Origin of the sequence: Arthrobacter sp. 2MCAF14 (genome assembly GCF_052115645.1) — a bacterium.
Lineage (GTDB): Bacteria > Actinomycetota > Actinomycetes > Actinomycetales > Micrococcaceae > Arthrobacter.
On record NZ_JBFRHB010000013.1, the window covers coordinates 21498 to 45783 of the forward strand.

The window sequence follows — 24286 nt, forward strand, 5'->3', positions numbered from 1 at the left end:
CGCAAAACCTATTGACCGAACCTTCATGCCACGTTCACTTGCCGGCCGAGTTGCGACCAAGGGCCAGAATTCCCGGTTCCGCCACATCCCGACGGACGACTTGGGAACCCGGCTTGACCAACCGGATTCCAAGGAAACATCGTTTGGCACCGCCTCGTCAGGATACGACTCATGACTGGCAACTTGCGATACGTCGTATGGCTCGTCAGGCGACTGCTGGCTAATGGACACAACTCCCCCTTCGGCTACTCCCTTTGGCGTGAAGCCGAAAACATTGGCGGAACACTCACCGAAATCGAAGTTGGGCATGCGATTGACGCGGCACAGCGCCGCCATGGCCGGACCGTGATTGAGGCAGCCCTGGCCACGGCCTCCCCGAAAGACCTGGACTTCCTGCTCGCCATGGCCGAAGACAACGAATCCTCCAACGCGGCAGACATTGGCCACCGCCTTGGAGCGAGGACCAACGTTGTCGCAAACTACCGAGCGCGGCTCTTGGCCGCGGGTCTTATCGAAGCAACCGGTCATGGGAGGGTCGGCTTCGCCATCCCCGGCCTTTGCCAACACCCCCGGGCGCAAGCAAGAACCTGACGTCGCCGCAACCCCGCCCGGACATCGACGCGGCGCTGCAGCCAGAACGCAGCCGCAGCCCAAGATACGGATGGTGATCGCTTCCCACGCCTTTCGGACCGCCCGGGCAATGAAAGATGTTCGTCGCAAAGCGAGCGATTCAACTGTCAAATTTTTGACAGTCGAAGCCGCTGAGAATGCCCCCTTTCAAGCCCCGACAGTCGAAAACTACACCCTTCTCTCGGATTGCGTTTTGTCCGGCTCTCTACACACAGGACCACCCGAAGTGTGGTCATCGCGTGTATGGGCGCGGTTGAAGAGAAAGGGACGTAAGTGACTCAAGGAAGATTCGAACGAGACGCGGGCAACGCGCCGGGACAGACAAAGGGCTGGTCGGCGTTCGCCAAGACCGGTGCCTTGGCAGCCGCCGGCGCCCTGGCCCTCTCCGCTATCGGGACCGGTGGCATCCTGGCGGCGCCTGCGGCGCACGCCGCAACTGACCTGCCGGGCATGCACCGATCGGGCATCACCGTCCAGGCTCCGCCGCCGCGGGCGTTTGGAGATTGGTCGATGTGGCTGGGATCCCTGAACCTGAACGGTGCCGCCGGTGGTCCCACGGCTTTCTGCTTCGACGTCGGGATCCCGGCCGGACCGGCCGGATCCGGAGCGGTGGGCTCCCTAGGAAACCCGCAGCTTAATTACGCGATCCAGAAGTATCAGGGTGACCCTGCTAACCACGCCGCCTTGGCGTACTTGGCGCACGAGCTCGCGGATCCGAGGTTCAACGTGCCGTGGAACGGCAACGGGGCTCCCTACCCTAACCTCCGGGACTCATCGGATCCGCAACTGCCCGGTGTCCGTGCCCAGGCGGCGGCGATGCTCGCCGACGCCCAAGCCAATTCCGGTCCGTATTCCACGCAACCTAAGCTCTCGATGGACGCGAACGGTCGCGGCGGCACGGTCACCTCGACGGAACTGGTTTCCGCAGCCGGGAACAAGCTGGTCGGGTTCTCGGCCCGCGCCATCCTGAACGGCCCCGCCGTTTGGGCAGGAACGAACTCCCAGGCAGTCAACCTCCATACCGGAGATCAGCTCGGCTTCGCGGCTACCGGAAACGGAACGGTGTCCATGACGCTGACGATCGACGCACCCGGGTCGTCGGCTACCACGTATTCGGTGCCCGGCTTCCAGAACCTTCTCGTTGCCGGCGGGGCTCAACCCGTCGCGGGAACGTCAGCCGACGCCAAGGTGATCTTCGATTTCCAACCCGAAGCGACCTCGACCGCCGGCCGGTTTGTGGAGGGTGGCCAGCCCCTGGTGGACGTCCTGCACGTGAACACATCCACGGGAAACACCAATGACTGGGCTTTCGTGAACGGCGGCAACGTGCCGGCCCGCTTCGACGTCGACTGGTATTACAGCCCGGTCAGACTCGCCCCGACCGCCCAGATCCCGGCTGCAGTCGTGAGGGTTGCCTCCGGAACCGGCACCGCAACGGGACCCGGTGACGTGAAGGTGACCGCTGACAAAAACGCGGACAGGGCCGGCTATTACTACCCTGTGGCCCGCATCTTAAAGGGGGCCCAGCCCGCCGAGCTGCAGCAGTACTTCCGTGCTGACTGGACCGCTGGCTTCAATGATCCTCATGAGGAGACCATCCAGAAGTACCAGCCGGCGGTGGCGACCAAGGCATCGGCCATTGAAAACGGCAAGATCTACGACATCATCACCGTGACCGGCAACGAGCCCGGCAAGGAACTCTCCGTGACCACGGATCTGGTTCTGACCTCCGCTGCCCCGATTGCCGGCGGCACCGACACCGTTCCTGCTGATGCCGACGTCATCGGTACCGTCACCACGAAGGTCACCGGGAACGGCGAATTCAAGACCGCGGCCGTCGAGGTTCCATGGGAGAAAATCGTCGCCGAGAAATGGTCCAAAGGCCTGAATGCCAATCTGTACTTCTCCGAGAAGATCGACGGTACCGAGTCCACCAAGGCGTGGGACGGCAAGGAACTGCTGCCCAACGAAACCGTCCCGGTCAAGAAACCTTCGATCATCACCAAAGCCTCCGAGAACGGCACCGTGCCGCTCGTGGCCCACGACATCGGAATAGTCTCGGGCACCATCCCTTCCGGCACCGGCATCAAAGTCACCACCAAAGTGAACCAGTACAAGTTTGACGACTCGACCGACGGCTCCGCCCAGGCCGTCTGCGCCAACCCGTCCTGGTCCTCCCCGGACCAGGACGTGACCGGTGCCGGTGAAATCACCTACCCGAGCCACACCATCGCCCACAAAGGCACCTACGGATACGTCGAGGAACTTAAGCTGACGATCGATAAGGGCGAGGGCAAGGAACCGTTCACCGCGCAGCTGCATAAGGGCAACTGCGGCGAGAAGAACGAAACTGTCATCGCCTTCCCCGAAGCCGTCACAGTTACACCAAACAAGCCAGCCCTGATGGTCAACACCGGATTCGCGCCCACCCCCGGCACCGCACGCGAAGCCGGGCCGAACATGCCGCTGCTGATCGCGGGCGGCACCGCCTTCGCACTGGCTCTCCTCGGAGGAGCAGGGCTGTTGTACCGCACACGCTTCGACAACCGCGGAGTTGAGACGGACAACATCCAAGCGGACGAACATGCTGACTAGAAGCACCTAGCTGTCAGATTGACGCGGGGCACCCGGATCCAGCCACCCATGCTGATCACCGGGTGCCCCGCCCCACACCCAAGGAAAATACAAATGATCAAAACCCGCAGCTATCCCCGCGCCCGGTGGAACAACGTTGCACTGACCACGGTCGTCACCTGTAGCGTGGCCGGAGCCACCGCAAGCGTCTTGGCCTTCAGCTCACCACCCGCTCCCCCAGCGGCTCCGCAGGCACCTGTGCTGGCGCCGTTTACAGCCGCAGGACCGGACACGTTCACCGGGCCGGCCGCGATCCGCAACCTTCCGCCTAACACGCTTTCCGTCCCGGGCGTGGACCTCAAAGTAGAGCTCGTGGACCAAGGCCGTGACGGTTCCGGCTACCTGGTGGTCCCGGATGCCTCCAAAGCTGCCCGCTACAGAGGGTCGGCGGCTGTGTGTGCCGCGAAGGGATCGACCCTGCTGGCCGGGCACGTGAACTTCCCGGATGGGTCGCTCGCGCCGATGGCTTCCCTCGTCCGGGTGACCAAGGGCATGCCCCTCTACGTATCCGACAACGCCGGCGTTACCTGCAGATACAAGATCACCGGTTTGGATTCATTGGGCAAAACGTCCCTGCCGGCAGACACCTTTGCCACCGAGGGCCCACACCTACTTCGGGTCGTCACCTGTGATCTTGCCAGTCCCTTCGTGACGATTGCCGGGCATGCCCAGTTCGCCAACAACACCGTGGCCACCGCAATCCCCTGGCCATGACTCAGCACACCGGTCCAGAGCGGGTTGGCTCCGTCAGGCAGGGATGTCCTCTCGCGAATGCATTCCAAGTGACGCGTAGCTCCCGGTTCGGGCGTTCTTGGGTCTCGCCTTGCTCCAGACCAGCGAAGCCAACGCCTCCTGGACCCCGGGCAGGGAAAGAGCGTTGGCAGGGGAAATTCCTTGGAGACGGCCCCAGAGATATCCGCGTTCGCTGCACACGAAGTCCACGAGCGCCCTCTTGTGCCCCTTGGGCACGCAGCTCAACGCCCTGTTCGTTTCCAAACGGGAGAGCGCGGTTCCCGGCTCTGATCTGAAGCAGATCTCCTCCATATGCCTGGATGCTCGATGTTCGATCACCTGCAGACCCTGCTCTGCGACGTCGCGATCCCAGCCAGCCCTGATCAACAACGCCTTTAGTTCATCCCAGAGAGGCGATGAACCGGCGGGCATTGGCGAAATGGCCAACGGAAGCTGAGGCCATTCGCACTCATGTCCGTACACCGACACCAGCGGCACCCCCTCCCCCAGGGCGTGGTTCTTCTTCACGTCTGCCCACACGCCATCCCGCACATCTCGCTCTGAGAGCCAGTGGCGTTGGCTGACTGTCCAGGTTCGCAGCCCGTTGCGGACAACCGTCAGCAGCCACGCGCAAGCCGGGACGTCCACAGGGATCCCCCGGTCGCAAAGAACTTCCGTGGCGTAGAACAGTGCATCTTCGGGGGCAATCGAGGAGAACTCGCGCTGGAAACGGGACAATAGCGCCGGAAGAAACGAACCGAACAGCAACCGGGCCGATGGACCGTTCCGGCCTTCCCGCTGCCATCTTGCTACGAGGTCCCGCAGGAGGGCATCGCGTTCGGCCGACGTCGACAACCGGCCATGGGTTCCGGGACTCACGCGGCGACACCCCACTGCCTCGCAACATCGCTCATCAGTTCCGCGGCCGCGTGGAACTGGGCGGCCAGCCGGCGTCGTCGTGCGGGATGCGCCTCGGGCAACCGCTGGACGACAAGCTCAGAGGTTCCCATATTCCGGATGGAATCCATCAACTCCCGCAGCTGGAGTTCCGCCAGCACAGCCGCGTCGGAAGGACCGTGATCCACTCCCAAGGCGCCGACGTCCGCCAAAAACCCCTCCACATCGAAGATTCCCTCGTTGGAGCCAGAGTTGGAGCCAGAGTTGGAATCCAAGTGAACCAGTTCGCCCGCGATCACATTCTTTGGTACTGCGGGTGCAATGCGGCGCATTTTGCCGTCCAGTGACAACCTCACGGATGGCAGCGTTCCACCCTCTGCAACGCCCTTTGCGAGGAGGGTCTTCACGGTCTCGTGGGATACGCCCAGGACCGGGGCGATGGCACGGAGCGACAAATTTCCGGCCGCCAACTCCATGGCGACACTCACCCGGGCGCTGCCTCCCAGGCTCGGAAGGACCAGCCGCTCAGCCTCCACCAACTCAGCCCACGTACTCAGGCCAAAGACCTTCCACGCCCTCGCTTGGTACAGCTCCAAAGCAAGCTTCACGACCTGGCCGAGCAACCTGTCAACCACGCCCACTTGGCGGTCCAGCTCAGCCAAACGCAGGCGCAACCGCTTCACCTTGACAAGCGCACCCCCGACATCCAGATCCCCCTGCATACCTGCGCACCTCCCCAAATGCACTAAGGACCGCCCTGTTGCCGTCCAGCCGCTCGGCGAACTCGGCAAAACGGACAAATGGGCTGCTATTAGAACTAGTGGCCCGTCGCTTCAATTTGTGTCGCAGAAGCTTTGGAAGCCCTGAATGCGGTTGAGTCCGTGGGTCTCCGGAAAACAGCCGGGACCCTCAAAACGTCCACATTTCCACGCTCTGCCATTGTCAACGGCATCTTCGTCGCCAACAATGAAGCATGCCGGTCTACGTGAGGTCTCTGGAAACTGCCGTACCGCCCACAGTGCTTGTGCAACCACAGGCGCGCGACGTCTTTGCATCCCAACCCGGGCTGACACGGCTCGGATCCAGGCTCGTGCGAACATGCTTTGACTCAGCAGCGATCGATACCCGATTCACCGCCGTCGCCGAATTGTCCCTGGACAACCACTCCGAGAATCCCTCATTCTTCGACCCCGCCACTGGCCGTGTACTTAGCCCGAGCACCAAGGTCCGCAACGAAATATTTGCCGTCGAAGCTACCAAATTGTTCATTGAGGCCGCCAAAGCCGCCGTCGGGAAATGTCCCGATATCGATTTACTTGACATAACCCACGTCATTACTGTTTCCTGCACTGGATTTTTCAATCCCGGCCCCGACTACAAAGTAGTCCGGGCCCTCGGACTCAGCCCCGCCGTGCAGCGCTATCACCTTGGCTTCATGGGTTGCTACGCCGCGTTCCCCGCCCTCCGTGCAGCCCGGCAGTTTTGCCAGGCCGATCCCTCTGCGGTCGTCCTGGTTATCTGCGTAGAGCTTTGCTCACTCCATGTCCGGACCTCGAATGATCCGGACACCATCATGGGATCGGCGATCTTTGCGGACGGCGCGGCGGCCGCCGTCGTGACGTCCCGTGAACCTGAGGGGCCGGACCCGGTGATCAGGCTGGATCACTTCGAGACTGTCCTGACGCCCGTCGGCGAAGAAGCGATGGCCTGGAACATTGGCGACGAAGGCTTCGAAATGGTCCTCGGCACGTACGTGCCGCACATCATCGAGGAACACATCACCGGCGCGCTCGAGCCGCTGCTTGCCCGGGACCCGTCCCTGGCGGGACTCCCCTACCGGGACATTACGCATTGGGCCATCCATCCCGGCGGCCGCAGCATCCTCGACAAAGTCGAGTCGAAACTTGAACTCACCGAAGAACAAATGATTCCCGCGCGCGAAGTACTTCGCGACTACGGCAACATGAGCAGTGCCACCGTTCTCTTCGTCTTGAAGCACATCCTCGGACAAACTCCGGCGCAGCGGGAGGAACGCATCTGTTCCATGGCATTCGGGCCCGGCCTCACGGTGGAGACTGGACTATTCACCCGGGTCTCCCCGGCTCTGTGATACCGGTTCTGTGATGCCTGCCCTCCGCCGCAGCCCAGGCGGCTTTCTCGGCGCACGGGACGTGACCGCCGTTGAAGACATGGACCGCCCCGATTGCGAGCTTGACCGGCTCAACCGGAGTTACGCGCGGTTTCCGATCGTCAACGCTGTGGTGTCCGGCTGGCGGGACACCTACAGCTCACGGATCAAGCCATTGCTCACGACGGCGGCCCCCACCACGGTCCTTGACGTCGGCTGCGGCGGTGGAGACGTCGCCCGCAGCCTCGCGCGCCGGGCCGCGGCAGACGGCTACCGCCTGGAAGTTACCGGAATCGACCCGGACGAACGAGCCTTCCTGTTCGCGAACTCTGCCCCGCCCCTGGAAGGCGTCAACTACAGAAAAGCCCTCAGCTCAGAGCTCGTGTCAGAGGGACGCACGTTCGACGTCGTTATTTCCAACCATGTCCTGCACCACTTGACTACCCCGGAACTCGCCTCGTTTCTCAACGACTCCGAACAGCTTTGCGGCCGGATCGCCCTGCACAACGACCTCAAGCGTAGCCGCGTGGCATACGCACTTTTCTGGGCCGGATCCTGGCCACTTGGCATTGGATCCTATATCCACGGTGACGGCCTCACATCCATCAGACGGAGCTACACCACAGCGGAACTCCGTGCCGCCACTCCCCCGGCGTGGACGGTAGAACCGAGCGGCTTATGGCACAACCTGCTGGTCTACCGGCCCGGAGAGGTCCCCGATGTTTGACGTCGTGGTGGTTGGAGCCGGACCTGTCGGGCTATATATGGCAGCCCTCCTGCTGCAAAACGGGCACCGCGTCGCAGTTCTGGAACGGCGCGCGACGTCGAGCCGCCAGACCCGCGCCATCGGAATCCATCCTCCCGCCCTCGCAGCTTTGGACGCAGTAGGCGCCGCGCATCCGCTGGTCTCTTCAGGCGTCCGGATCACCCACGGCGCCGCGTACAGCGGCGGCAGGAAAGTTGCCGACATGGACTTTGCCCGTCCCTCGTCCGAGTACCCCTTCATCCTCTCCGTTCCGCAACATCTCACCACAAACGCCCTCGAGTCCAGGGTGATCGACCTCGATCCGAACGCGCTCCACCGCGGCGTGCAGGTTGAGGAAGTTGTCGACGACGGCGGGCGCTTGCGTCTGCGGGGACAGCAAGAGGGGGCTCCGATGGAGTTTCTGGGCCGCTTCGTCGTGGCTGCCGACGGCGTCCATTCAGCAGTGCGAGCAGGACTGGGACTGGAGCCTCGCTTGCGCACCTATCCCGACTACTACGTCATGGGCGATTTCCGGGATGAATCGATGTACGGCAACAACGCGGTCCTTTTCCTTGAGCCGGGCGGAATCGTGGAGTCCTTTCCCTTGCCAGGAGGCATCCGCCGTTGGGTTGTCCGGCTTGGCGCCCCGTGCCAGGAACCTACTCCCCACGCGCTCGCCGCCCTCATCAAAAAGCGGACCGGCAGCGCGGTGGACTCCGCAAGCAATACGATGATCAGCGCCTTCGGCGTCACCTCGCGACTGGTTTCCCGGATGGTCCATGGACGGGTCGCCCTGATTGGAGACGCCGCCCACGAGATCAGCCCGATCGGTGGTCAAGGCATGAACCTGGGTTGGTTGGACGCCATCGCCCTCGCGCCGATTGTCAGCGAAGCGTTGCGAACATCGGCGGGAGGCCCTGCCGGCAAAGAACTCGCGGGCTTCGAGCGCGGCCGGCAGCGCGCGGCGAAGAAAGCCATTCGGCAGGCCAGCCTGAACATGGCGCTGGGCCGACCCTTGCCGCCGAAGGTCCTCAGCGCAAGGAACGCCTTGATCGGCCGGGCAATCACCCTGCCGATGTTCTCGGACCTTGTTGCCCGGAGATTCACGATGCACTGACACTAAGCTCAATCCATGGACTTTGAGACCCGCCCCCTGCCTTCCGGCCCGGACACGACGTTTACTGCCTCGGAAATCCGCAGCGCAGTTCAGGACTTACTCGGTCTCGATGGCCTCCCGCCCATCGTGCAGGTCGGCCATCCCGTGCTGCGCCAGCGAGCCGCTCCCTATGACGGCCAGCTTGGGGACACCGAATTGGCGCAGCTGATCGAGCGGATGCGGGATGTCATGCATGCCGCTCCCGGCGTGGGCCTCGCAGCGCCGCAGCTCGGCATCCCCTTGCAGCTGGCTGTGCTCGAAGACCATTTCGATGTTGATCCTGTTGCCTCGGAGCTCCGGCAAAGGACGCCGCTTGGCTTCTTCGCGATACTGAATCCCAGCTACGAGCCCGAGGGGACATCCACGGCGTCGTTCTATGAGGGCTGCCTGTCGATGCGCGGATTCCAGGCCGTGGTCACAAGGCACCGCGACGTTCGCCTGCACTACCAGCGTCCGGACGGCAGTGCGGCCTCGGCCGGATTCTCCGGATGGCAGGCCCGGATAGTCCAGCACGAGACCGACCACCTGCACGGCGGACTCTATTTGGACCGCGCCGAGCTCCGGTCGTTGGCAAACGATGCAGAATACTCGGCCCATTGGGCGTACCCAGGAATCGAGGAGGCAAGCCGCGGGTTGGGATTCCTTAAGCCGTAGCTGAACCGTCTTCGCGCGGCGGGTTCGCTGCGGAAGGCAGGTGCTTTGCCCACCATGCGAGGATCTGCTCGAAGCGCTGTCGCCTGTGGTGTGGCGTGCCCGACCGCGATAATTCGTGGTCTTCACCGGGGAAGAGGAGCAGTGCCGTCTCCACGCCCTGCGCCTTGAGCGCGGCAAAGTAGCGCTGGCCCTGTTCAACCGGGCATCGAAGATCGTTTTCGCTGTGGATCACCAGGGTGGGCGTGCGGACTGCAGTCACCACGGCCATGGGGCTTTGGGCCGCCATCTGCTCGGGCGAGCCGCCCGTGTATTGACCGCCGAAGAACCATCCGATATCCGAGGAACCCGAAAAGCTCACAGGGTCAAGGAATCCGCGCTCCACAATTGCTGCCTTGAAGCGGTGTTCCTGGCCGATAACCCAGGCAGTCAGATACCCGCCGTAGGACCCGCCCATGATGCCGATCGATTCCCTGTCCATCGCCGGGAAGGCTTCCAATGCCCCTTCCAGGAAGGTGAGCACATCCGACATGTCCACGGTGCCCATCTTTTCCTTGATGGCGCCGCCGTGCGCCTGGCCGTACCCTGCGGAACCACGCGGGTTGCACATCAGCACGGCGTATCCCGCCTCGGCGTACACCTGGGCTTCGTCAGAGAAGGCCCCCGTGTACTGGGCGAAAGGGCCGCCGTGGATCGTGAGCAGCACGGGGTGGGGGCCAGGCCCCTCCGGCCGGACCGCCCAGCCATGGACTGGATAGCCATCACTGCCGGTGGCAGTGAACTCATGCGGTTCAAGGATGGTTGCTTCGTCCCGGAGCGCCTTGGTGAAATCGGTGAGGACTCGGAGTCCACCCCTCTCCAGAACGCCGAGCTCACCATTGCTGAAGGCGTCACCGTAAGAGACAGACACCAGCTCGCCCACCGCGGAAGCGCCAATCACTACCAGGGGCTCCTTGACGAGTACCTCGCTCTCGCCGTCGGCCGTCCATTGGATCAGCTGCACGCTTCCACGGCTCGTGTTGAGTGCGAGCACCCCATCTACTCCAAAAGCTTCGAGGCGGCCGCCGATGTCCTGGTTTTCGACGTCGCTTAGCATCGTTGCCTTGCCGCCCCGGACCGGCATGACGTACAGGGCCGTGTTCCTCGCGACGAAGTCCAGGCCGTCGTCGCCGAGGTCCTGTGCCGTAAAGAACAGCCATTCACCGTTCGCGGATTCGCAGGCTTCCTGGACGGACTGCGGCGCAGCGCCTGGACGCAGCGCTGTCGCCTCGCCGCCCGCGGCGGGGACGCTATAGATACCCGAGGCGATATCGGCGTCGTGCCCTTCATGGAGTGAGGCGACAAAGTAGACGCTCTCACCGTTGCGACTGAAGGACGGCGAAGTGTGGTCGGCTTCGCCGAACGTCAACTGCACCGCAGGCGGTAACAGTCCCGCCGCCTCCGCCCCGCGGGCTTTGGCGGCCCTCCCCACAGGAACCACAGGAGGTTCCGCTCCGATCTCGGGGACGTCGACGACGAAGAGTTGGGCGGGCTTGTCCGCGGTGTAGCCCAGTCCATTGAGCCTGTATTGGTTGCCGGTGATCAACCGTGCGTCTTCGCTGCCTGCCCCGACCCCGTCAACCGTTCCGTAACGGCCTTCTTCGGGAACCCGTGAGGAAAACACAATCCTGCGCGAATCGGGCGCCCAGGAAAACTCCGAGACTCCCAACTTCTGTTCCGTGATCGCTTGCGGCTCCCCGCCGTCGGCCTCCACCACATGCAGTTGCGGCTTGCCGTCCGGCGTCGCCCGGAGGAATGCCAACGCGCTGCCGTCGGGCGAAAACGCGGGTGCGGTGTCCCGGAAGCCACGGGTGATCCGACGGGGCGGTATCGCGGGGTCAAAGGGAACACTCCAAAGTTGCCCGACGTACGCATCGGCGTCGAAGTCGGGCCGCGTCACGGACACGACGGCGCGGGTGCCGTCGGGATGGGCGGCGGGGGCGGAGACGGAATTCAGCAGCGGGAGTTGTTCGGCTTTCACGCTGGTGAGCCTAGCGGCCGTCATGGCATGACGATATGTGCCACTCCGGCCGCCGTAGGATTGTCCGTATGCTTTCCGACGCCGTCCCTGCCCTGCGCTGCCCGGTATGCCAGGGTCCGTTCGGCCTGGGCGGGGCAGCGCCATTATCCTTGCGTTGCGTCGCCGGCCACAGTTTCGACGCCGCCAAACAGGGCTACTTCAATCTGCTCAGCGGCAAGGGCACGGTCTTCGAGGCCGACACGGCAGAGATGGTCGCAGCCCGCAACGAATTCCTGGGCGCGGGCCATTACGCTCCCCTCGCTGAGGCGATCGCGGAGCTGGCGTCACCGGTACTGTGGGCACCGGGATCCCTCATCCTGGATTCAGGGACCGGCACCGGCCACTACCTGCGCACAGTGCTGGACCGCACTCCTACAGCGGCAATTGGCATCGACATCTCGAAGTTCGCCCTTCGCCGGGCAGCACGGTTGAATCCCGGCGCCATCAATCTCGTGTGGGATATTTGGCGTCCCCTGCCGATCGCCGACCGCGCAGTGGATGCCATCATCGTGGTCTTCGCACCGCGGAATCCCCCGGAATTTGCCCGGGTGCTGCGTCCAGGCGGCCGGATGATCGTGGTGACTCCGCGCAACGGACACCTTGTGGAGATTGCCGAACGGACTGGAATGCTGGGCATTGAGCCGGGCAAAGACGAGCGCCTTGCGGAGTCCATGCAGGAGTTCTTCACCGTCGCGGACACCATTCAACTCGACGTGGACCTCAAACTCGACGGCCGGGACCTCGCCGATGTTGCCTTTATGGGACCGGCAGGCCACCACCTTGAACGCTCCGCCCTCTTGGCGTCGACGGCCACGGAAACGTCCGTCCATGCCACTGCGAAGTTCACCCTCAGCGTTTTCACAGCGCCGGAGGACGGCTCCTAACGGGAACCTTCGCGCCGGGCTAGGATGGAAAAACAGCGACTGTGATCTTGCCGACGCTGCAGTCCGGATCAGGCCGGCTGCTGCCGCAGGTCCGGAAACAGGGGGAACGATGTTTGAATGGCTTGGCAGCAACTGGTGGGCCCTCTGGCTCACGGTGTTTCTTGCTTTCGCCGTGGTGGAGATGCTGACGCTCAGCTTCTTCTTCATCATGCTCGGGGCCGGCGCGCTGGCTGCCCTCGCCGCTGACTTTGCCGGAGCCGATCTCTGGTTGCAGATCGTCGTCTTTTGCATCGTGTCCCTGCTGATGATCGCGTTCGTCCGTCCTATCGCACTCAAGCATTTGCACAAGGGGCCCGCCGAGCAACGTACCAACGTGGACCGCCTGATCGGCCAATCAGCGCTCGTCATGGAGCCGGTCACCGCGACCGCAGGACTGGTCAAGATCGGCGGCGACGTGTGGAGCGCCCGCAGCGCGGCTGGAATCATCGACGCCGGCCAGACCGTGCAGGTCACCAGGATTGACGGCGCGACGGCGGTAGTCGCCTCCACAGCGGAAGACAGCCCGCACTGAGCAGCGTCCCGCCATGGCACAAGCCGCTGCGTTCTACGACGAGTGTTCGGCCTATCACCGCACATAACCGCATCAAATACGTAACTGGGGAATGAAGGAGATGTATGGACAGCTTGGGAGGAACTGCAGCCGCGATCGTGCTGCTAGTTCTCGTCATATTCGTGATTATCGTTTTGGTCCGCTCGATCAGGATCATCCCGCAAGCGCGCGCCGGCGTCGTAGAACGCCTCGGTAAGTACCAGCGCACGCTCAACCCCGGGCTCACCATCCTGATCCCGTTTGTCGACCGTCTGCTGCCGCTGTTGGATCTTCGCGAACAAGTGGTTTCCTTCCCGCCGCAGCCGGTGATCACCGAGGACAACCTGGTTGTCTCGATCGACACCGTGGTCTACTTCCAGGTCACGGATCCCCGGGCCGCGACCTACGAGATCGCCAACTACATCCAGGCTGTTGAACAGCTCACGACCACGACGCTCCGCAACGTCGTGGGCGGCTTGAATCTTGAAGAAGCGCTCACCTCCCGCGACCAGATCAACGGCCAGCTCCGGGGGGTCCTCGACGAAGCCACAGGACGCTGGGGAATCCGCGTTTCACGCGTCGAACTCAAGGCAATCGACCCGCCGCACTCCATCCAGGACTCAATGGAGAAGCAGATGCGGGCCGAGCGCGACCGTCGTGCTGCGATTCTGACCGCCGAAGGCACCAAGCAATCGCAGATCCTGACGGCCGAGGGGCAACGGCAAGCTGCAATCCTGGCCGCAGAGGGTGACGCCAAGGCAGCCATCCTCCGCGCTGATGGCGAAGCCCAGGCCATTCAGAAGGTCTTCGACGCCATCCACAAGGGCAACCCGGACCAAAAGCTTCTGGCCTACCAGTACCTTCAGATCCTGCCGAAGATTGCGGAGGGATCATCCAACAAGCTATGGATCATCCCGAGCGAGGTAGGTGAGGCCCTCAAGGGCATCGGCGGTGCACTGGGTGGCACCAACGGCGGATCGGGCGTTGCTGACCTGTTCAGCGATTCCACAAAGCCGTCAGCCGAGGTTCCTGCACAGGATGGCACTGCGGCCGTAAGTTCCGGACACGCCCGGTCGACGCCAGCTACACAAGAACCGCCGGCGTAACTGCGGACAGTTTGCAAGGGGACCGGCCAGATTCCTGGCCGGTCCCCTTCGCTTTGTCCTGACCGCTTCGATCCGCGTATAATGGTGTATTTGTCCGGCCGGTTCAATCCGAACGGAACATTAACGCTTGGTCAGGCGTTTCATCTAGTGATGCAACGTGTGCAGACAGTAGTCCGGGCGGCGCCTTGCGGCGCCCGGCTAGCGCGGAGCATGGTTCCGCGAACAGACAGAGGGAGTAATCATGAGCGATCGCAGCCTGCGGGGCATGCGTCTTGGCGCCCAGAGCATGGAAACCGAATCCGGTGTGGAGCCGGCGCCGCGTCAGCGGGTTGAATACCGCTGCGCGGACGGAGAGCAGGTCTTCGTCACCTTCTCCTCCGAAGCCGAGATCCCTCCCGTCTGGGTTTCCAAGACCGGCAAGGAAGCGCTCCTGGTTGATGGCGAACGCCCCGTTGACACCAACGAAAAGGCCGTCCGCACCCACTGGGATATGCTGCTGGAACGGCGCAGCCTTCCCGAGCTCGAGCAGATCCTCGAAGACCGCCTGAACATCCTGCGCGAACGTCGCGGGGAACGCCGCTCGGCATAGCGGCACAGTTCCTAGGGGAACAGTTTCACGACGAAGGCCGGGTCCGCACTCCTCACGAGCGCGGACCCGGCCTTTTCTGTTGGACCTACTTTGAGACCCGGGTCTTCTTCCCGGTCAAGGCGGCCCAGCGCGAGGCGAGCCCCCACTTGGTGACGTTGATCATGGCCTCAACAACAATGTTGCCGCTCATCTTGGAGGCCCCGAGCTCGCGCTCAACGAACGTGATCGGGCGTTCGACGATCTTCAAGCCAAGCTTGGCGACCCGCCATGCGAGGTCCACTTGGAAGCCGTAGCCGACTGATTCGACCTGGTCCAGCTTGAGCGCCTCCAGGGTGCTGCGCCGGAATGCACGGTAGCCGCCGGTGATGTCTTTGATCTTCAAGCCAAGCATGAGCCGGGCATAGGTGCTTCCCGTGCGCGAAATCGCTTGACGGTAGAGCGGCCAGTTCACCGTGCCGCCACCCGGAACCCAGCGTGAACCCATGGCGAGGTCGGCGCCGTCGTTGATCGCATCCAGCAGCAACGGAAGTTGCTCGGGCTGGTGCGAACCATCGGCGTCCATCTCGACGAGGACGTCGTAGCCGGCCGCCAGGCCCCATTTGAATCCGGCAATGTACGCGGCTCCAAGGCCTTCCTTGCCCTTGCGGTGCAGGACATGGACCTGGCTATCCTCGGCTGCGATGCTGTCGGCGAGCTGTCCCGTGCCGTCAGGGCTGTTGTCATCGACAACCAGGACGTCGGACGCGGGCACAGCCGCGCGCAGCCGTCCGAGGGTCTTGGGTAGCGATTCCAGCTCGTTGTACGTGGGGATGATCGTCAGGACACGCAAGAAGAGGCCTTTCCTTGATGGAGCGGTCAGTCGGCCGGAGCAGCAGCGTGGCTGGCATTCAGGCGCAACTCTCCATTATAGAACGACAACTTGCCGTACCTGGGGCCACCTGTGGCGTCCGCCACACGGGTCGTGCTTGGTCGCGGGCAGGTCCACTCGCCCAGGTCCAGTGCCGGCCCGGTGTGTTGACCTCGAGGCCGAACCGTTTTCTGCGGCACAGTGGACCTGCCCACTACGAGTGCCACGGTCTTGGAAAACGGGTCCGATAACTGTTTTTGGCAGCGGACCCCACCGCGGCCAGACAACCAGGTATTCCCTGTGGAAGCCTGTTGACCCTAAATGCTACGGACTTCACAAATCCTGTCAAGCGCCGCCTGAGCTGGGGCTTTGTCCATACACGCAGGTCAGGGGCCTTCAGGATCAGCAAAACCACCTGCAACTATGACCGCAAATTTCCACTTGCGAAGATCTCCTGGCCTTCGCGCACAGTCTGCAGGCAAGCGGGATCGCTACCACTGTCCAGCGCGGGGAGGAGGGGCGTCCGTGCGCGTGGATCGGTGGACCACGACTGGACGCGGTCATCGGCCACTTGCACCATCAGCTCTTCAACTTCCCACACCGCGAAACTTGCCGGGGCCCCGGGAACCAATTGCCCCATCAGCGGATTGCGCTCCTGGCCGGCCCGCCAACCGGCACGGGTGTGCCCGAGGAAAGCTGCCCGTGCCGAAATGCGTTGATCCGGATTGCTGTGTTCCAGGCATGCCCTGACGCTGGACCATGGGCGCAAGGGGGTGACCGGACTATCGCTTCCAAAGCACACCGGCACGCCGGTGGAGTAGTACGAAGCGAAAGGGTTCATGGCCACGCTTCGCGCCCCCAGACGCTGATCGTACATTTTCCCTGCCCCGCCCCAGGCGGCATCGAAGGCCGGCTGTGCGCTCACTGTAATCGAATACTTCGCAAGTCGGGCGAGATCGCCTGCGTCCGCCATTTCCACATGCTCGAGGCGGTGCGCGGCGGCACGGACCCGCTGCTCCCCCACCTCCGACGCGGCAAGGTCAAAGGCATCCAGTGCCGTCTTCAGTCCCGCGTCGCCAATGACGTGGAAGCCTGCCTGGATACCGAGCGCCGAACAGGCCGCAATGTGGCCGGCAGCTTCGTCGACCGAGATGTAGAGGCTTCCGCGGTGGCCCGGAGCGTCGGCGTAGTCTGCGCTGAGGGCAGCCGTTCGCGAACCGATGGAACCATCGATGTTCAAATCACCGGCCAGGCCAAGAACGGGCACCCCCAAGCCTTCCAGGATGGCAGAGGCGTGCTCGGCCGATGTGGCGAGTTCGCCCCAATAGGGAAGGATTCCGGGGACGCCCACGCTGCCCTCGTTCCACGACGCGGAGTTCCACGACGAAGACATCCGAAGGTCGTCTGCACTGCAAATGTGCGGGGCGGCCATTTCGGCCAAGGCGACATAGCCGTTGGCCGCGGCCTCGCGGAGGGCCAGTTCCTGGTAACGGCGGCGTTCGGCGTCGGGGAACTGCCTGGCGACCAGTCGCGCAGCGGTGTGGGCGGCTCTCAGGACGTGCGCGGAACCATCGTAGCCATCAAGGCCGTCCAGTCCCGCCGCGGACGCCAAGGAGGATGAGGCAAGGGCAGAGTGCGCATCCACGCGCGCCAGGTACACCTTGCGGCCGCCCGCGGCGCGGTCGAGCTCCTCCGGCGTGGGCAGGGTCTTTTCGTGCCACACCGACTCATCCCAACCGTGGCCAAGCACGACGCCGGTGGTACCAAGAGCCTTGGCGGCCAAGGCGACGGCGTCGAGCAGTTCCCGTGCCGAGCGTACCCCGGTGAGTTGGAGGGAATCGGAAGCAATTCCGGTCTCGGTGAGATGCATGTGAGAGTCTACGAAGCCGGGCGCCAGCAAAGCTCCCCGGAGATCAATGACTTCCATCGAAGAATCCGCGATCGACGTAGCTGCCTGCTCCGAACCAACCCAGGCAACAGTGTCTCCGTCAACCAGCATTGCGCTCGCGAAGGGATCGGCGGCTGTATAGACGGAGCCGTTCCGGTACATCGTGACCTTGCGGGGCCGGGTTTCGGCGGGCGCGCCTGAATGGGTCATGGATATGCTCCTTGCTGGGAATCTGTGTGGTGTGTCAGGAGACGTTGGAGTACGCGACGACGCCGCGGCGGACCAGATCGATCGCTTCGCGGCACATCTTGGTTTGGCGTCGTTCAAGACCTGGAATCTTGGCCATCTGGTCCAGCAGGTCGATGACCTGCTTCGCCCAGCGCACAAAGTCACCTGCGGCGAGGTCGGTGCCGCTGAGGACCTCTTGGAGATGGCGGCCTTTCGCCCATTTGAAGATGGGCCAGACGAGGCCGAGTTCAGGCTCGGCGGTCAAGGGCAGCCTGTTCTTGTCCTCGACGTCCTCCAGCGCAGACCATTCACGCACCACGATGTCCACGGATGTTTCGAGGGAAACGGACGGCATTTTGGGTCGCAGGCCGCGATCATCGCGCTTGGCTTGATAGACCATCGTGCTCGCCAGCGCCGCCAACTCGGCGCCATCGAGGTCCTTGATGGCCCCTTGGCGGATGGATTGGGAGATCAGCAGGTCCTTTTCGCCGTAGATACGGCGCAGGCGCTGGCCGTCCGCGCTGATGGTGACATGGCCGGCGTCGGAGGTCTGGAGGTAACCGTAGGCGGCGAGGACATCGCACACACGGTCGAATGTCTTAGCGATCGTGTTGGTGCGGCCCTGGATCTGCCGGACGAGCCCGTCGGTCTCATGGCGAAGCTTCCACCAACGCTCGGCCCAGCGGGCATGGTCCTCGCGTTCGCTGCAGCCGTGGCAAGGATGGGCGCGCAATGCCCGGCGGAGGTCTGCGATCTTCTTTTCCTGGTCCGGCATGTACCGGGCACGGCCGAAGTCCTCGCTCCGGTTCGTGCCACGGGCTGGCGGACGCCCCTCCCGCACGGCATTCCGCATGGCGGATGCCAGATCACGACGGGATTTGGGCAGCTTCGCGTTGAAGGACTTCGGAATCCGGATCCAGGACACGGGCGCGACCGGACCTTCGACTTCGTGGGCACCGATCCTGTGGAGCTGGTTGTCTTCCGTGAGGACCGCGGGGCGCGGTTCACGCGAGTCGGGATCGGCGTTGAGCACGACGGCGTAACCTGGCGTGCGTCCGCCCGGAACTTTGACGATGTCGCCGGGCATGAGCCGGGAGAGGGAGTCCACGGTCAGGGACTTGCGGGCCCGGGACGTGCTCCTCGAGGCAAATTGCTCGGCGTCGCTGAGATCGCGCCGAAGCTTCGCGTACTCGGTGAAGTCGCCCAGGTGGCACTTCATGGACTCCGCGTAACCGGCCAGCGACTCTTCGCGGCTTCGAACCTGCCGGGCCAGCCCCACCACGGAACGGTCCGCCTGGAACTGGGCGAACGACGATTCGAGGATTTGCCGTGCCCTCGGCCGACCGAACTGGGCAATCAGGTTGATGCTCATGTTGTACGTCGGCCGAAAGCTCGAGTTGAGCGGATAGGTGCGCCGCGAAGCGAGGCCGGCGACGGCGGCAGGATCAGTACCCGGCTGCCAAAGGACCACGGCGTGGCCTTCGACGTCGATTCCACGCCTTCCCGCACGGCCGGTCAACTGGGTGTACTCCCCCGCGGTGATGTTGACGTGCGCTTCGCCGTTGAACTTGTCGAGCTTCTCCAGGACAACGCAGCGGGCCGGCATGTTGACGCCCAGGGCGAGGGTCTCCGTGGCAAAGACGGCCTTCACTAAGCCATCGGCGAAGAGTTTCTCGACGACTTCCTTGAATGTCGGCAACAAACCGGCATGGTGCGCCGCGAGCCCCCGGAGCAGGCCGTCACGCCAACTCCAAAAGCCCAGGACATCGAGGTCATCTGCGGGAATCTCGCGGCTCGCCTCATCCACCCGGGACGCGATGATCTGTTGTTCCCGCTCTGTGGTCAGCCACAGCCCGGCCGCGGCACACTGCGCCACCGCCCCGTCGCAGCCGGCGCGGGAAAAAATGAAGGTAATGGCCGGAAGCAGCCCTTGGCGGTCCAGGCTCGCAATGATCTGGGGCCGGCTGGCCTTGCGCACCGGGCTTCGCTGCTCGCTGGCAGTGTTGTCACGCTGACGGTCCTGCCGGCGGCGGCTGCGTCCGCCGTGGCCGAAGCGGCCACGGAAGTTCATCTGGCTTTCCGCCCGGGCCATCGACAATAGCTCCGGGTTGACCTCGAATTCCCTCTGCAGGGGGCTCCGGTCCGGCTCCCGTACTGCCTCCGGCGCCGGTGCTTCGCCCTCCGGCGCCTCGGGAGCGATCTCGTCGAAGCTGGTATCCCCGGCGAAGAGATCGACGATCTCACGCCCCACCATGACGTGCTGCCACAAGGGGACGGGACGGTGTTCGGAGACAATCACATCCGTGTCTCCGCGCACTGTGTCCAGCCACGCACCAAACTCTTCCGCGTTGGACACCGTGGCGCTGAGGGAAACCACTTGCACTTCACTGGGCAGGTGGATGATCACCTCTTCCCAGACTGCACCGCGGAAGCGGTCTGCCAGGTAGTGCACCTCGTCCATCACGACGTAGCCAAGGTCCCCCAGGGTGTCCGAGTCGGCGTACAACATGTTCCTCAGGACCTCGGTGGTCATCACCACGATCGGAGCCTCGCCGTTGATGGTGGTGTCACCGGTCAGCAGTCCCACGTTTGAGGCACCGTACTTCGCCGAGAGCTCGGAGAACTTCTGGTTGCTTAGTGCTTTGATGGGCGTTGTATAAAACGCTTTGAGCCCGCGTTCGAGCGCCAGGTAGATGGCGAACTCGCCGACGATTGTCTTCCCGGCCCCCGTGGGCGCCGCCACGAGCACTCCCTTGCCTTCCTGGAGCGAACGGCACGCGTCGCGCTGAAAGTCGTCAAGCTCGAACTCAAGTGACTGGGCAAAAGTGCCCAGATAGGTTTTCGACTCAGCACTCCGTTGCGCTGCGGCGTGAAAGGCTTCTGAGGGCGAAAGGGCCCCTGAATTGGAGGACATGCTTCAAGCCTAATGGCCGTGAGACTACAGATTCTCCAGATCGGAGGCAGGTGTGGCGACGTCGGCTGTGGCTTCCGTCTCGGCGGTAATCTTCGACTGCTGGCGCGCGCGACGTTTGTCGTTCAGCATGCAGAGTCCGATCGCGGCGAAGAAGAGCACCAAGAGCGGACCGGCGAGCATGAACATTGACAGCGCGTCCGCACCGGGCGCGGCAACGGCTGCCAGGACAAACACGAGGAAGACCGTGATGCGCCAGGCCTTGAGTATTGTCCTGCCGCTCAAGATGCCCGCCATGTTGACGCCCACCAACACCACCGGCACCAGGAAAGCGATGCCGAGGAAAAGAAGCATATGCGTGGCGAATGTCAGGTACTGGGATGCGTCGATGTTGTTGGCGCCGTTTTGTGGCGTGAACTGCAGCAGTGCGCGCACCACGTTCGGGATGACCGTCCATGCGACATACACGCCAGCCAGGAACAACGGCACCGCCGCGGCCATGTACCCGAGCGTGTAGCGGCGCTCTTTCTTGGTCAGGCCGGGAGTAATGAAGGCCCAGACCTGGTAGATCCAGATGGGGCTCGAGAGCACCAAGCCGATCTGAATGGCAATGCGTAGCTTGAAGTCGAAAGGATCCCCTACGCTCGCGAAGTTCAGGACCGCGGTTCGCTTGGTCTCTTCGGCGATCTTGATCAACGGATCCGACAGGCTGTTGACTACGGGCTCATAGAGGAACCACCCTGCCACGGCGCCTAGGAGAACGCCGATAGCAGACTTGATCAGCCGATTCTTAAGCTCCTTCAGGTGGTCTAGGAGCGCCATCCGCCCTTCGGGGTTGGCTTTGCGGCCCGTCTTCGTTGCCACTACTGCTTAGCTACGGGTTGCAGGCGGAACGTCAGTGTCGTTGCCGCTCTTGTTCGCTTCGGGGTGGTTGACCACTTTGCCTTCAACGGGGTCCGTGTCGTCCTTGGCCGCCGGCTTGCCGTCGTTCTTCATTTCCTTGACTTCGGATCTGATGATGCGCATCGACTGGCCGAGGCTGCGGGCCATGGCAGGCAGCTTGGGTGCCGCGAACAGCAGCAGGGCCACGATGATGATAATGACAATTGGCCAAGGGCCATCAAATAGTCGTCCCACGGGAAGTCCTTTCGTTGGAATACATCCTACGTCTAACTGAAATCGATGTCGTGCAGAGACTGGGGTTGGCCCCGTTCCGCTTTGCGCTTAACGCGCTTTTGGCGACGCACTTCCTGGCGGGAGGCCTTGGCCGTCACGTAATCATGACGCATCTGTTCCGGTGAGGCAAAAACGGCTGCGCCGAACACTTTCACCGACGCCTCGCCGTCGTCGTCGGCGCGATCGGGAAGGTGCGAGCGGTGACCTAGCCGCTCCCCTGCGGCACTCAATTCGTGCACCGTGGCCATGAACTTCCGGAAAAGCCGGACGCCCAGCAGGACATAGCAAAGCAGCGACACCGCAATCAGCGCGAGCCATAAAAGGATCCAGGACCACCAAGGCATTTGAGTAGTCTAACCAGCCTTCATTGCTTGTATTGGGCAAGTGCGGCAGCCACCCAGGCTGCCGAGGCGTCGGCAAGCTCTGCGGGCTGCAAAATACGGGCAGCACCGCCATGCTGCGCAACGAACATCGGCAACCAGTCCGCGTTTCCGAACCGTACCTCGGCGAGCAAGCCGCCGTCAGGGAGCACTGCCGTCCGATCCGCATAATAGTCATCCGCCAGCCCGACGCCCTGCCGGGTCAATTGGAGGACAACGACGACGTCGTCGTCGTTCGGCGTGTACAGCTTCACCGGGACGCCTTCCTCGGCGCCCGCACTCTTGGAAACCGGACGGCCGTTGGGCGCGATCTCCTCGATACGGTCGAGGCGGAAGTTCCGCAGACCGGCTTTGCTGTGGCAGTACGCCTCGAAGTACCAGGTGTTGTCCAAGGAATAGAGCCGGAAAGGGTCGACGTCCCGTTCGGAAACCGAGTCGCGTTGCTGTGACAGGTAGCGAAGCCGCAATTGATGACCCGACTGAATCGCCTTTGTGATCGTGTCGAACGGCCCGGCCTCGGCCGGGGTGACGGGCGGGCCGGCGACGGCCGCCGCCAGACGGCCGGCCTCCCCCGCCGCGCCGGTGAGCTTCAGGGTCACGGACTCCAGGGCTCCGCTTTGCTCGTCCTCCGACATTCCGGCCTGGGCAGGAAGGCCGCCCAGGGTCGCCAGGCCCGTCAGCAGGGCGCACGCCTCGTCAACACTGAAGCCGATGGGCCGGTTGAGTTCGAGGTGCTCGCGGATGTAGACGTGCTCGTTTTCCCAATCGATGTCGAACAAGTCATCCGGATAGCCTTCGGGGCGGCCGGAGCAAATCAGGATCTTCAGGTCGTCGACGAGTTCCTCACGGGTGACACCGAAACGGTCTGCCACCTCCTGGATGGGCAGGCCCTGGTTGTGGACGAGGAACGGGACCAGCTGGAGCATGCGGTTGAGTTGGTCTTCCGAGGTCCGCTTGCGCGCCCGCGGCGCCGGTCCGGCGCCGGAGAAGCGGATCTCGACGGCGGGGCTCGAGCCGAACGCGGCGGCAGCTTCAAGGCGCCGGATCACGGCGTCGCGTAGCTCGGGAGGTCCGGCCACAAGCACGTGGGGACCATAGGAGGCCAGTTCTTCGGCGAGCAGCTCACTGTCCCGGAACGGCACGGAGAGGCGGTCCCTGCCCGCCTGGAAGCCGCTGGCGCCCCTGGCCCCGGTGACACTCACCGCGCGCTTGCGAAGACCCAGCAAACGGCCTTCGGCGACGTCGAGGTGGGCTTCCTGGAGGGGAAGTTCGCTGAGGCTGTCCAGTTCAGCACGGGTATCAAACCCTGCGGGTATCTCACAGTGATACCCGGTCTCAACATGAACGTCGCTCGTCATCCGGGACAGCCGGAAAAAGCGTTTCGCGTTCCGGCCCCGGTCGAAGCCCACCAGGTACCACTGGCCGAACCGGCTCCCGAGGCCCCAAGGCTCTACCATGCGACGTTCGTCTTTACCGGTGCTCGCGGCACGGTAGCCGAAACTCACGGGGTGCTGGCCGTTCATGGCCACGATGATGTCGTCAAAGGCCTGGCCGGCGGGCTTGATGCGCGGCTGGACGCCGGCGGGGAGTTCGACGTCGGCAAGGTCGCCGGAAGCCTGCAGCTTCCGTAGCGCGCTTGCAGCAGCTGAGCCGAGCGCCGCGCGTTCCCATAGCTGCGCAGCCAGCAGCAATACCGTGCCCTCGGCCGGGGTCAGGTGCACATACGGCAGGCGATTGGATTCCTTGCCGATGCGGTAGCGGGTCGAAGCTGGATCGTCCGAGCCGAACCCGTGGTCGAGGAGGGTTTCGATGTCGAAGCCAAACCGCTTTAGTTCTGACTTGTCCCGTTCAAACATGCGTCCGAACGCGACGTCGCTGTCGTCGGCGTCGTGATAGACCTTCTGCCTGAGAACAGCCCGGGACAGCCCGTATTTCGTGTTCAGGAGGGCGACCAGGAGGTTCAGGAGTCGTTCGGTTCGTGATGCGGACACGCTTGCTACGTTACTAAATTCCTCCGGTAAAGGCGGAAGGCGCGTCTGCGGCCCGGATTTCTCCG

At 63.4% G+C, this 24286-nt stretch carries 21 protein-coding genes; 11 read left to right on the forward strand and 10 right to left on the reverse strand.

Annotation, left to right across the window (positions count from 1 at the left end; all coding sequences use genetic code 11):
• The first annotated feature begins 171 nt into the window (after nt 1-171).
• The 3 genes from AB4074_RS10895 (at nt 172) to AB4074_RS10905 (ending at nt 3978) form a co-directional block, all read left to right on the forward strand.
• A complete protein-coding gene (locus AB4074_RS10895) occupies nt 172-591 on the forward strand; it encodes a hypothetical protein (RefSeq protein ID WP_441413392.1) in 420 nt (139 codons plus the stop codon).
• A 312-nt stretch (nt 592-903) separates the two neighbouring features.
• A complete protein-coding gene (locus AB4074_RS10900) occupies nt 904-3225 on the forward strand; it encodes a hypothetical protein (RefSeq protein WP_441413393.1) in 2322 nt (773 codons plus the stop codon).
• A gap of 93 nt (nt 3226-3318) precedes the next feature.
• Nucleotides 3319-3978 carry a class F sortase gene (locus AB4074_RS10905; protein WP_441413394.1) on the forward strand — a complete coding sequence of 220 codons (660 nt, stop codon included), beginning with the start codon at nt 3319-3321 and terminating at the stop codon, nt 3976-3978.
• A 33-nt stretch (nt 3979-4011) separates the two neighbouring features.
• Here AB4074_RS10905 and AB4074_RS10910 read toward each other — a convergent pair whose 3' ends face one another.
• Together AB4074_RS10910 and AB4074_RS10915 are read right to left on the reverse strand one after the other, a co-directional pair.
• A complete protein-coding gene (locus AB4074_RS10910; RefSeq protein WP_441413395.1) occupies nt 4012-4875 on the reverse strand; it encodes a hypothetical protein in 864 nt (287 codons plus the stop codon).
• Nucleotides 4872-5615 carry a hypothetical protein gene (locus AB4074_RS10915; RefSeq protein WP_441413396.1) on the reverse strand — a complete coding sequence of 248 codons (744 nt, stop codon included), beginning with the start codon at nt 5613-5615 and terminating at the stop codon, nt 4872-4874. The genes AB4074_RS10910 and AB4074_RS10915 overlap by 4 nt, the downstream gene beginning before the upstream one ends.
• 251 nt (nt 5616-5866) lie before the next feature.
• Here AB4074_RS10915 and AB4074_RS10920 point away from each other — a divergent pair, with 251 nt between their 5' ends.
• From AB4074_RS10920 to AB4074_RS10935, 4 genes are read left to right on the forward strand one after another with little or no spacing between them, the layout of a single operon-like run.
• On the forward strand, nt 5867-7003 hold the full coding sequence (locus tag AB4074_RS10920; RefSeq protein WP_437770204.1) for a type III polyketide synthase: 1137 nt from the start codon (nt 5867-5869) through the stop codon (nt 7001-7003).
• Between the two features lie 13 nt (nt 7004-7016).
• Nucleotides 7017-7748 carry a class I SAM-dependent methyltransferase gene (locus AB4074_RS10925; protein WP_441413397.1) on the forward strand — a complete coding sequence of 244 codons (732 nt, stop codon included), beginning with the start codon at nt 7017-7019 and terminating at the stop codon, nt 7746-7748.
• Nucleotides 7741-8883 carry an FAD-dependent oxidoreductase gene (locus tag AB4074_RS10930; RefSeq protein ID WP_441413398.1) on the forward strand — a complete coding sequence of 381 codons (1143 nt, stop codon included), beginning with the start codon at nt 7741-7743 and terminating at the stop codon, nt 8881-8883. The genes AB4074_RS10925 and AB4074_RS10930 overlap by 8 nt, the downstream gene beginning before the upstream one ends.
• Before the next feature lie 15 nt (nt 8884-8898).
• A complete protein-coding gene (locus tag AB4074_RS10935; protein WP_441413399.1) occupies nt 8899-9576 on the forward strand; it encodes a peptide deformylase in 678 nt (225 codons plus the stop codon).
• On the opposite strand, the gene AB4074_RS10940 is transcribed toward AB4074_RS10935, so the two are convergent.
• On the reverse strand, nt 9566-11617 hold the full coding sequence (locus AB4074_RS10940) for a S9 family peptidase (protein ID WP_441413400.1): 2052 nt from the start codon (nt 11615-11617) through the stop codon (nt 9566-9568). The two genes, AB4074_RS10935 and AB4074_RS10940, sit on opposite strands and share 11 nt — an antisense overlap.
• A 44-nt stretch (nt 11618-11661) precedes the next feature.
• On the opposite strand from AB4074_RS10940, the gene AB4074_RS10945 reads away from it, so the two are divergent.
• The 4 genes from AB4074_RS10945 (at nt 11662) to AB4074_RS10960 (ending at nt 14800) form a co-directional block, all read left to right on the forward strand.
• Nucleotides 11662-12516, forward strand: a complete 855-nt coding sequence (locus AB4074_RS10945; protein WP_441413401.1) for a methyltransferase domain-containing protein — start codon at nt 11662-11664, stop codon at nt 12514-12516.
• A 109-nt stretch (nt 12517-12625) separates the two neighbouring features.
• On the forward strand, nt 12626-13087 hold the full coding sequence (locus tag AB4074_RS10950; RefSeq protein ID WP_236810978.1) for an NfeD family protein: 462 nt from the start codon (nt 12626-12628) through the stop codon (nt 13085-13087).
• A gap of 104 nt (nt 13088-13191) precedes the next feature.
• Entirely contained in the window at nt 13192-14211 is a 1020-nt protein-coding gene (locus AB4074_RS10955; protein WP_441413402.1) for an SPFH domain-containing protein, read from the forward strand.
• A gap of 241 nt (nt 14212-14452) precedes the next feature.
• Nucleotides 14453-14800, forward strand: a complete 348-nt coding sequence (locus AB4074_RS10960; RefSeq protein WP_059389983.1) for an RNA polymerase-binding protein RbpA — start codon at nt 14453-14455, stop codon at nt 14798-14800.
• Between the two features lie 85 nt (nt 14801-14885).
• Here AB4074_RS10960 and AB4074_RS10965 read toward each other — a convergent pair whose 3' ends face one another.
• The 7 genes from AB4074_RS10965 to AB4074_RS10995 form a co-directional block, all read right to left on the reverse strand.
• Entirely contained in the window at nt 14886-15629 is a 744-nt protein-coding gene (locus tag AB4074_RS10965; RefSeq protein WP_441413403.1) for a polyprenol monophosphomannose synthase, read from the reverse strand.
• 439 nt (nt 15630-16068) lie between these two features.
• Nucleotides 16069-17745 (reverse strand): amidohydrolase, encoded by a 1677-nt coding sequence (locus AB4074_RS10970; RefSeq protein ID WP_441413404.1) that lies wholly within the window; start codon nt 17743-17745, stop codon nt 16069-16071.
• Between the two features lie 34 nt (nt 17746-17779).
• Nucleotides 17780-20677, reverse strand: coding sequence for a DEAD/DEAH box helicase (locus tag AB4074_RS10975; RefSeq protein ID WP_441413405.1), 2898 nt, complete (start codon nt 20675-20677; stop codon nt 17780-17782).
• 24 nt (nt 20678-20701) lie between these two features.
• Nucleotides 20702-21496, reverse strand: a complete 795-nt coding sequence (tatC, locus tag AB4074_RS10980; protein WP_441413459.1) for a twin-arginine translocase subunit TatC — start codon at nt 21494-21496, stop codon at nt 20702-20704.
• Nucleotides 21497-21544: 48 nt separating this feature from the next.
• Nucleotides 21545-21811 (reverse strand): Sec-independent protein translocase subunit TatA, encoded by a 267-nt coding sequence (tatA, locus tag AB4074_RS10985; protein WP_236810992.1) that lies wholly within the window; start codon nt 21809-21811, stop codon nt 21545-21547.
• A 32-nt stretch (nt 21812-21843) separates the two neighbouring features.
• Nucleotides 21844-22194 carry a hypothetical protein gene (locus tag AB4074_RS10990; protein WP_441413406.1) on the reverse strand — a complete coding sequence of 117 codons (351 nt, stop codon included), beginning with the start codon at nt 22192-22194 and terminating at the stop codon, nt 21844-21846.
• A gap of 20 nt (nt 22195-22214) precedes the next feature.
• Nucleotides 22215-24221, reverse strand: a complete 2007-nt coding sequence (locus tag AB4074_RS10995; protein WP_441413407.1) for a helix-turn-helix transcriptional regulator — start codon at nt 24219-24221, stop codon at nt 22215-22217.
• Between the last annotated feature and the right edge of the window lie 65 nt (nt 24222-24286).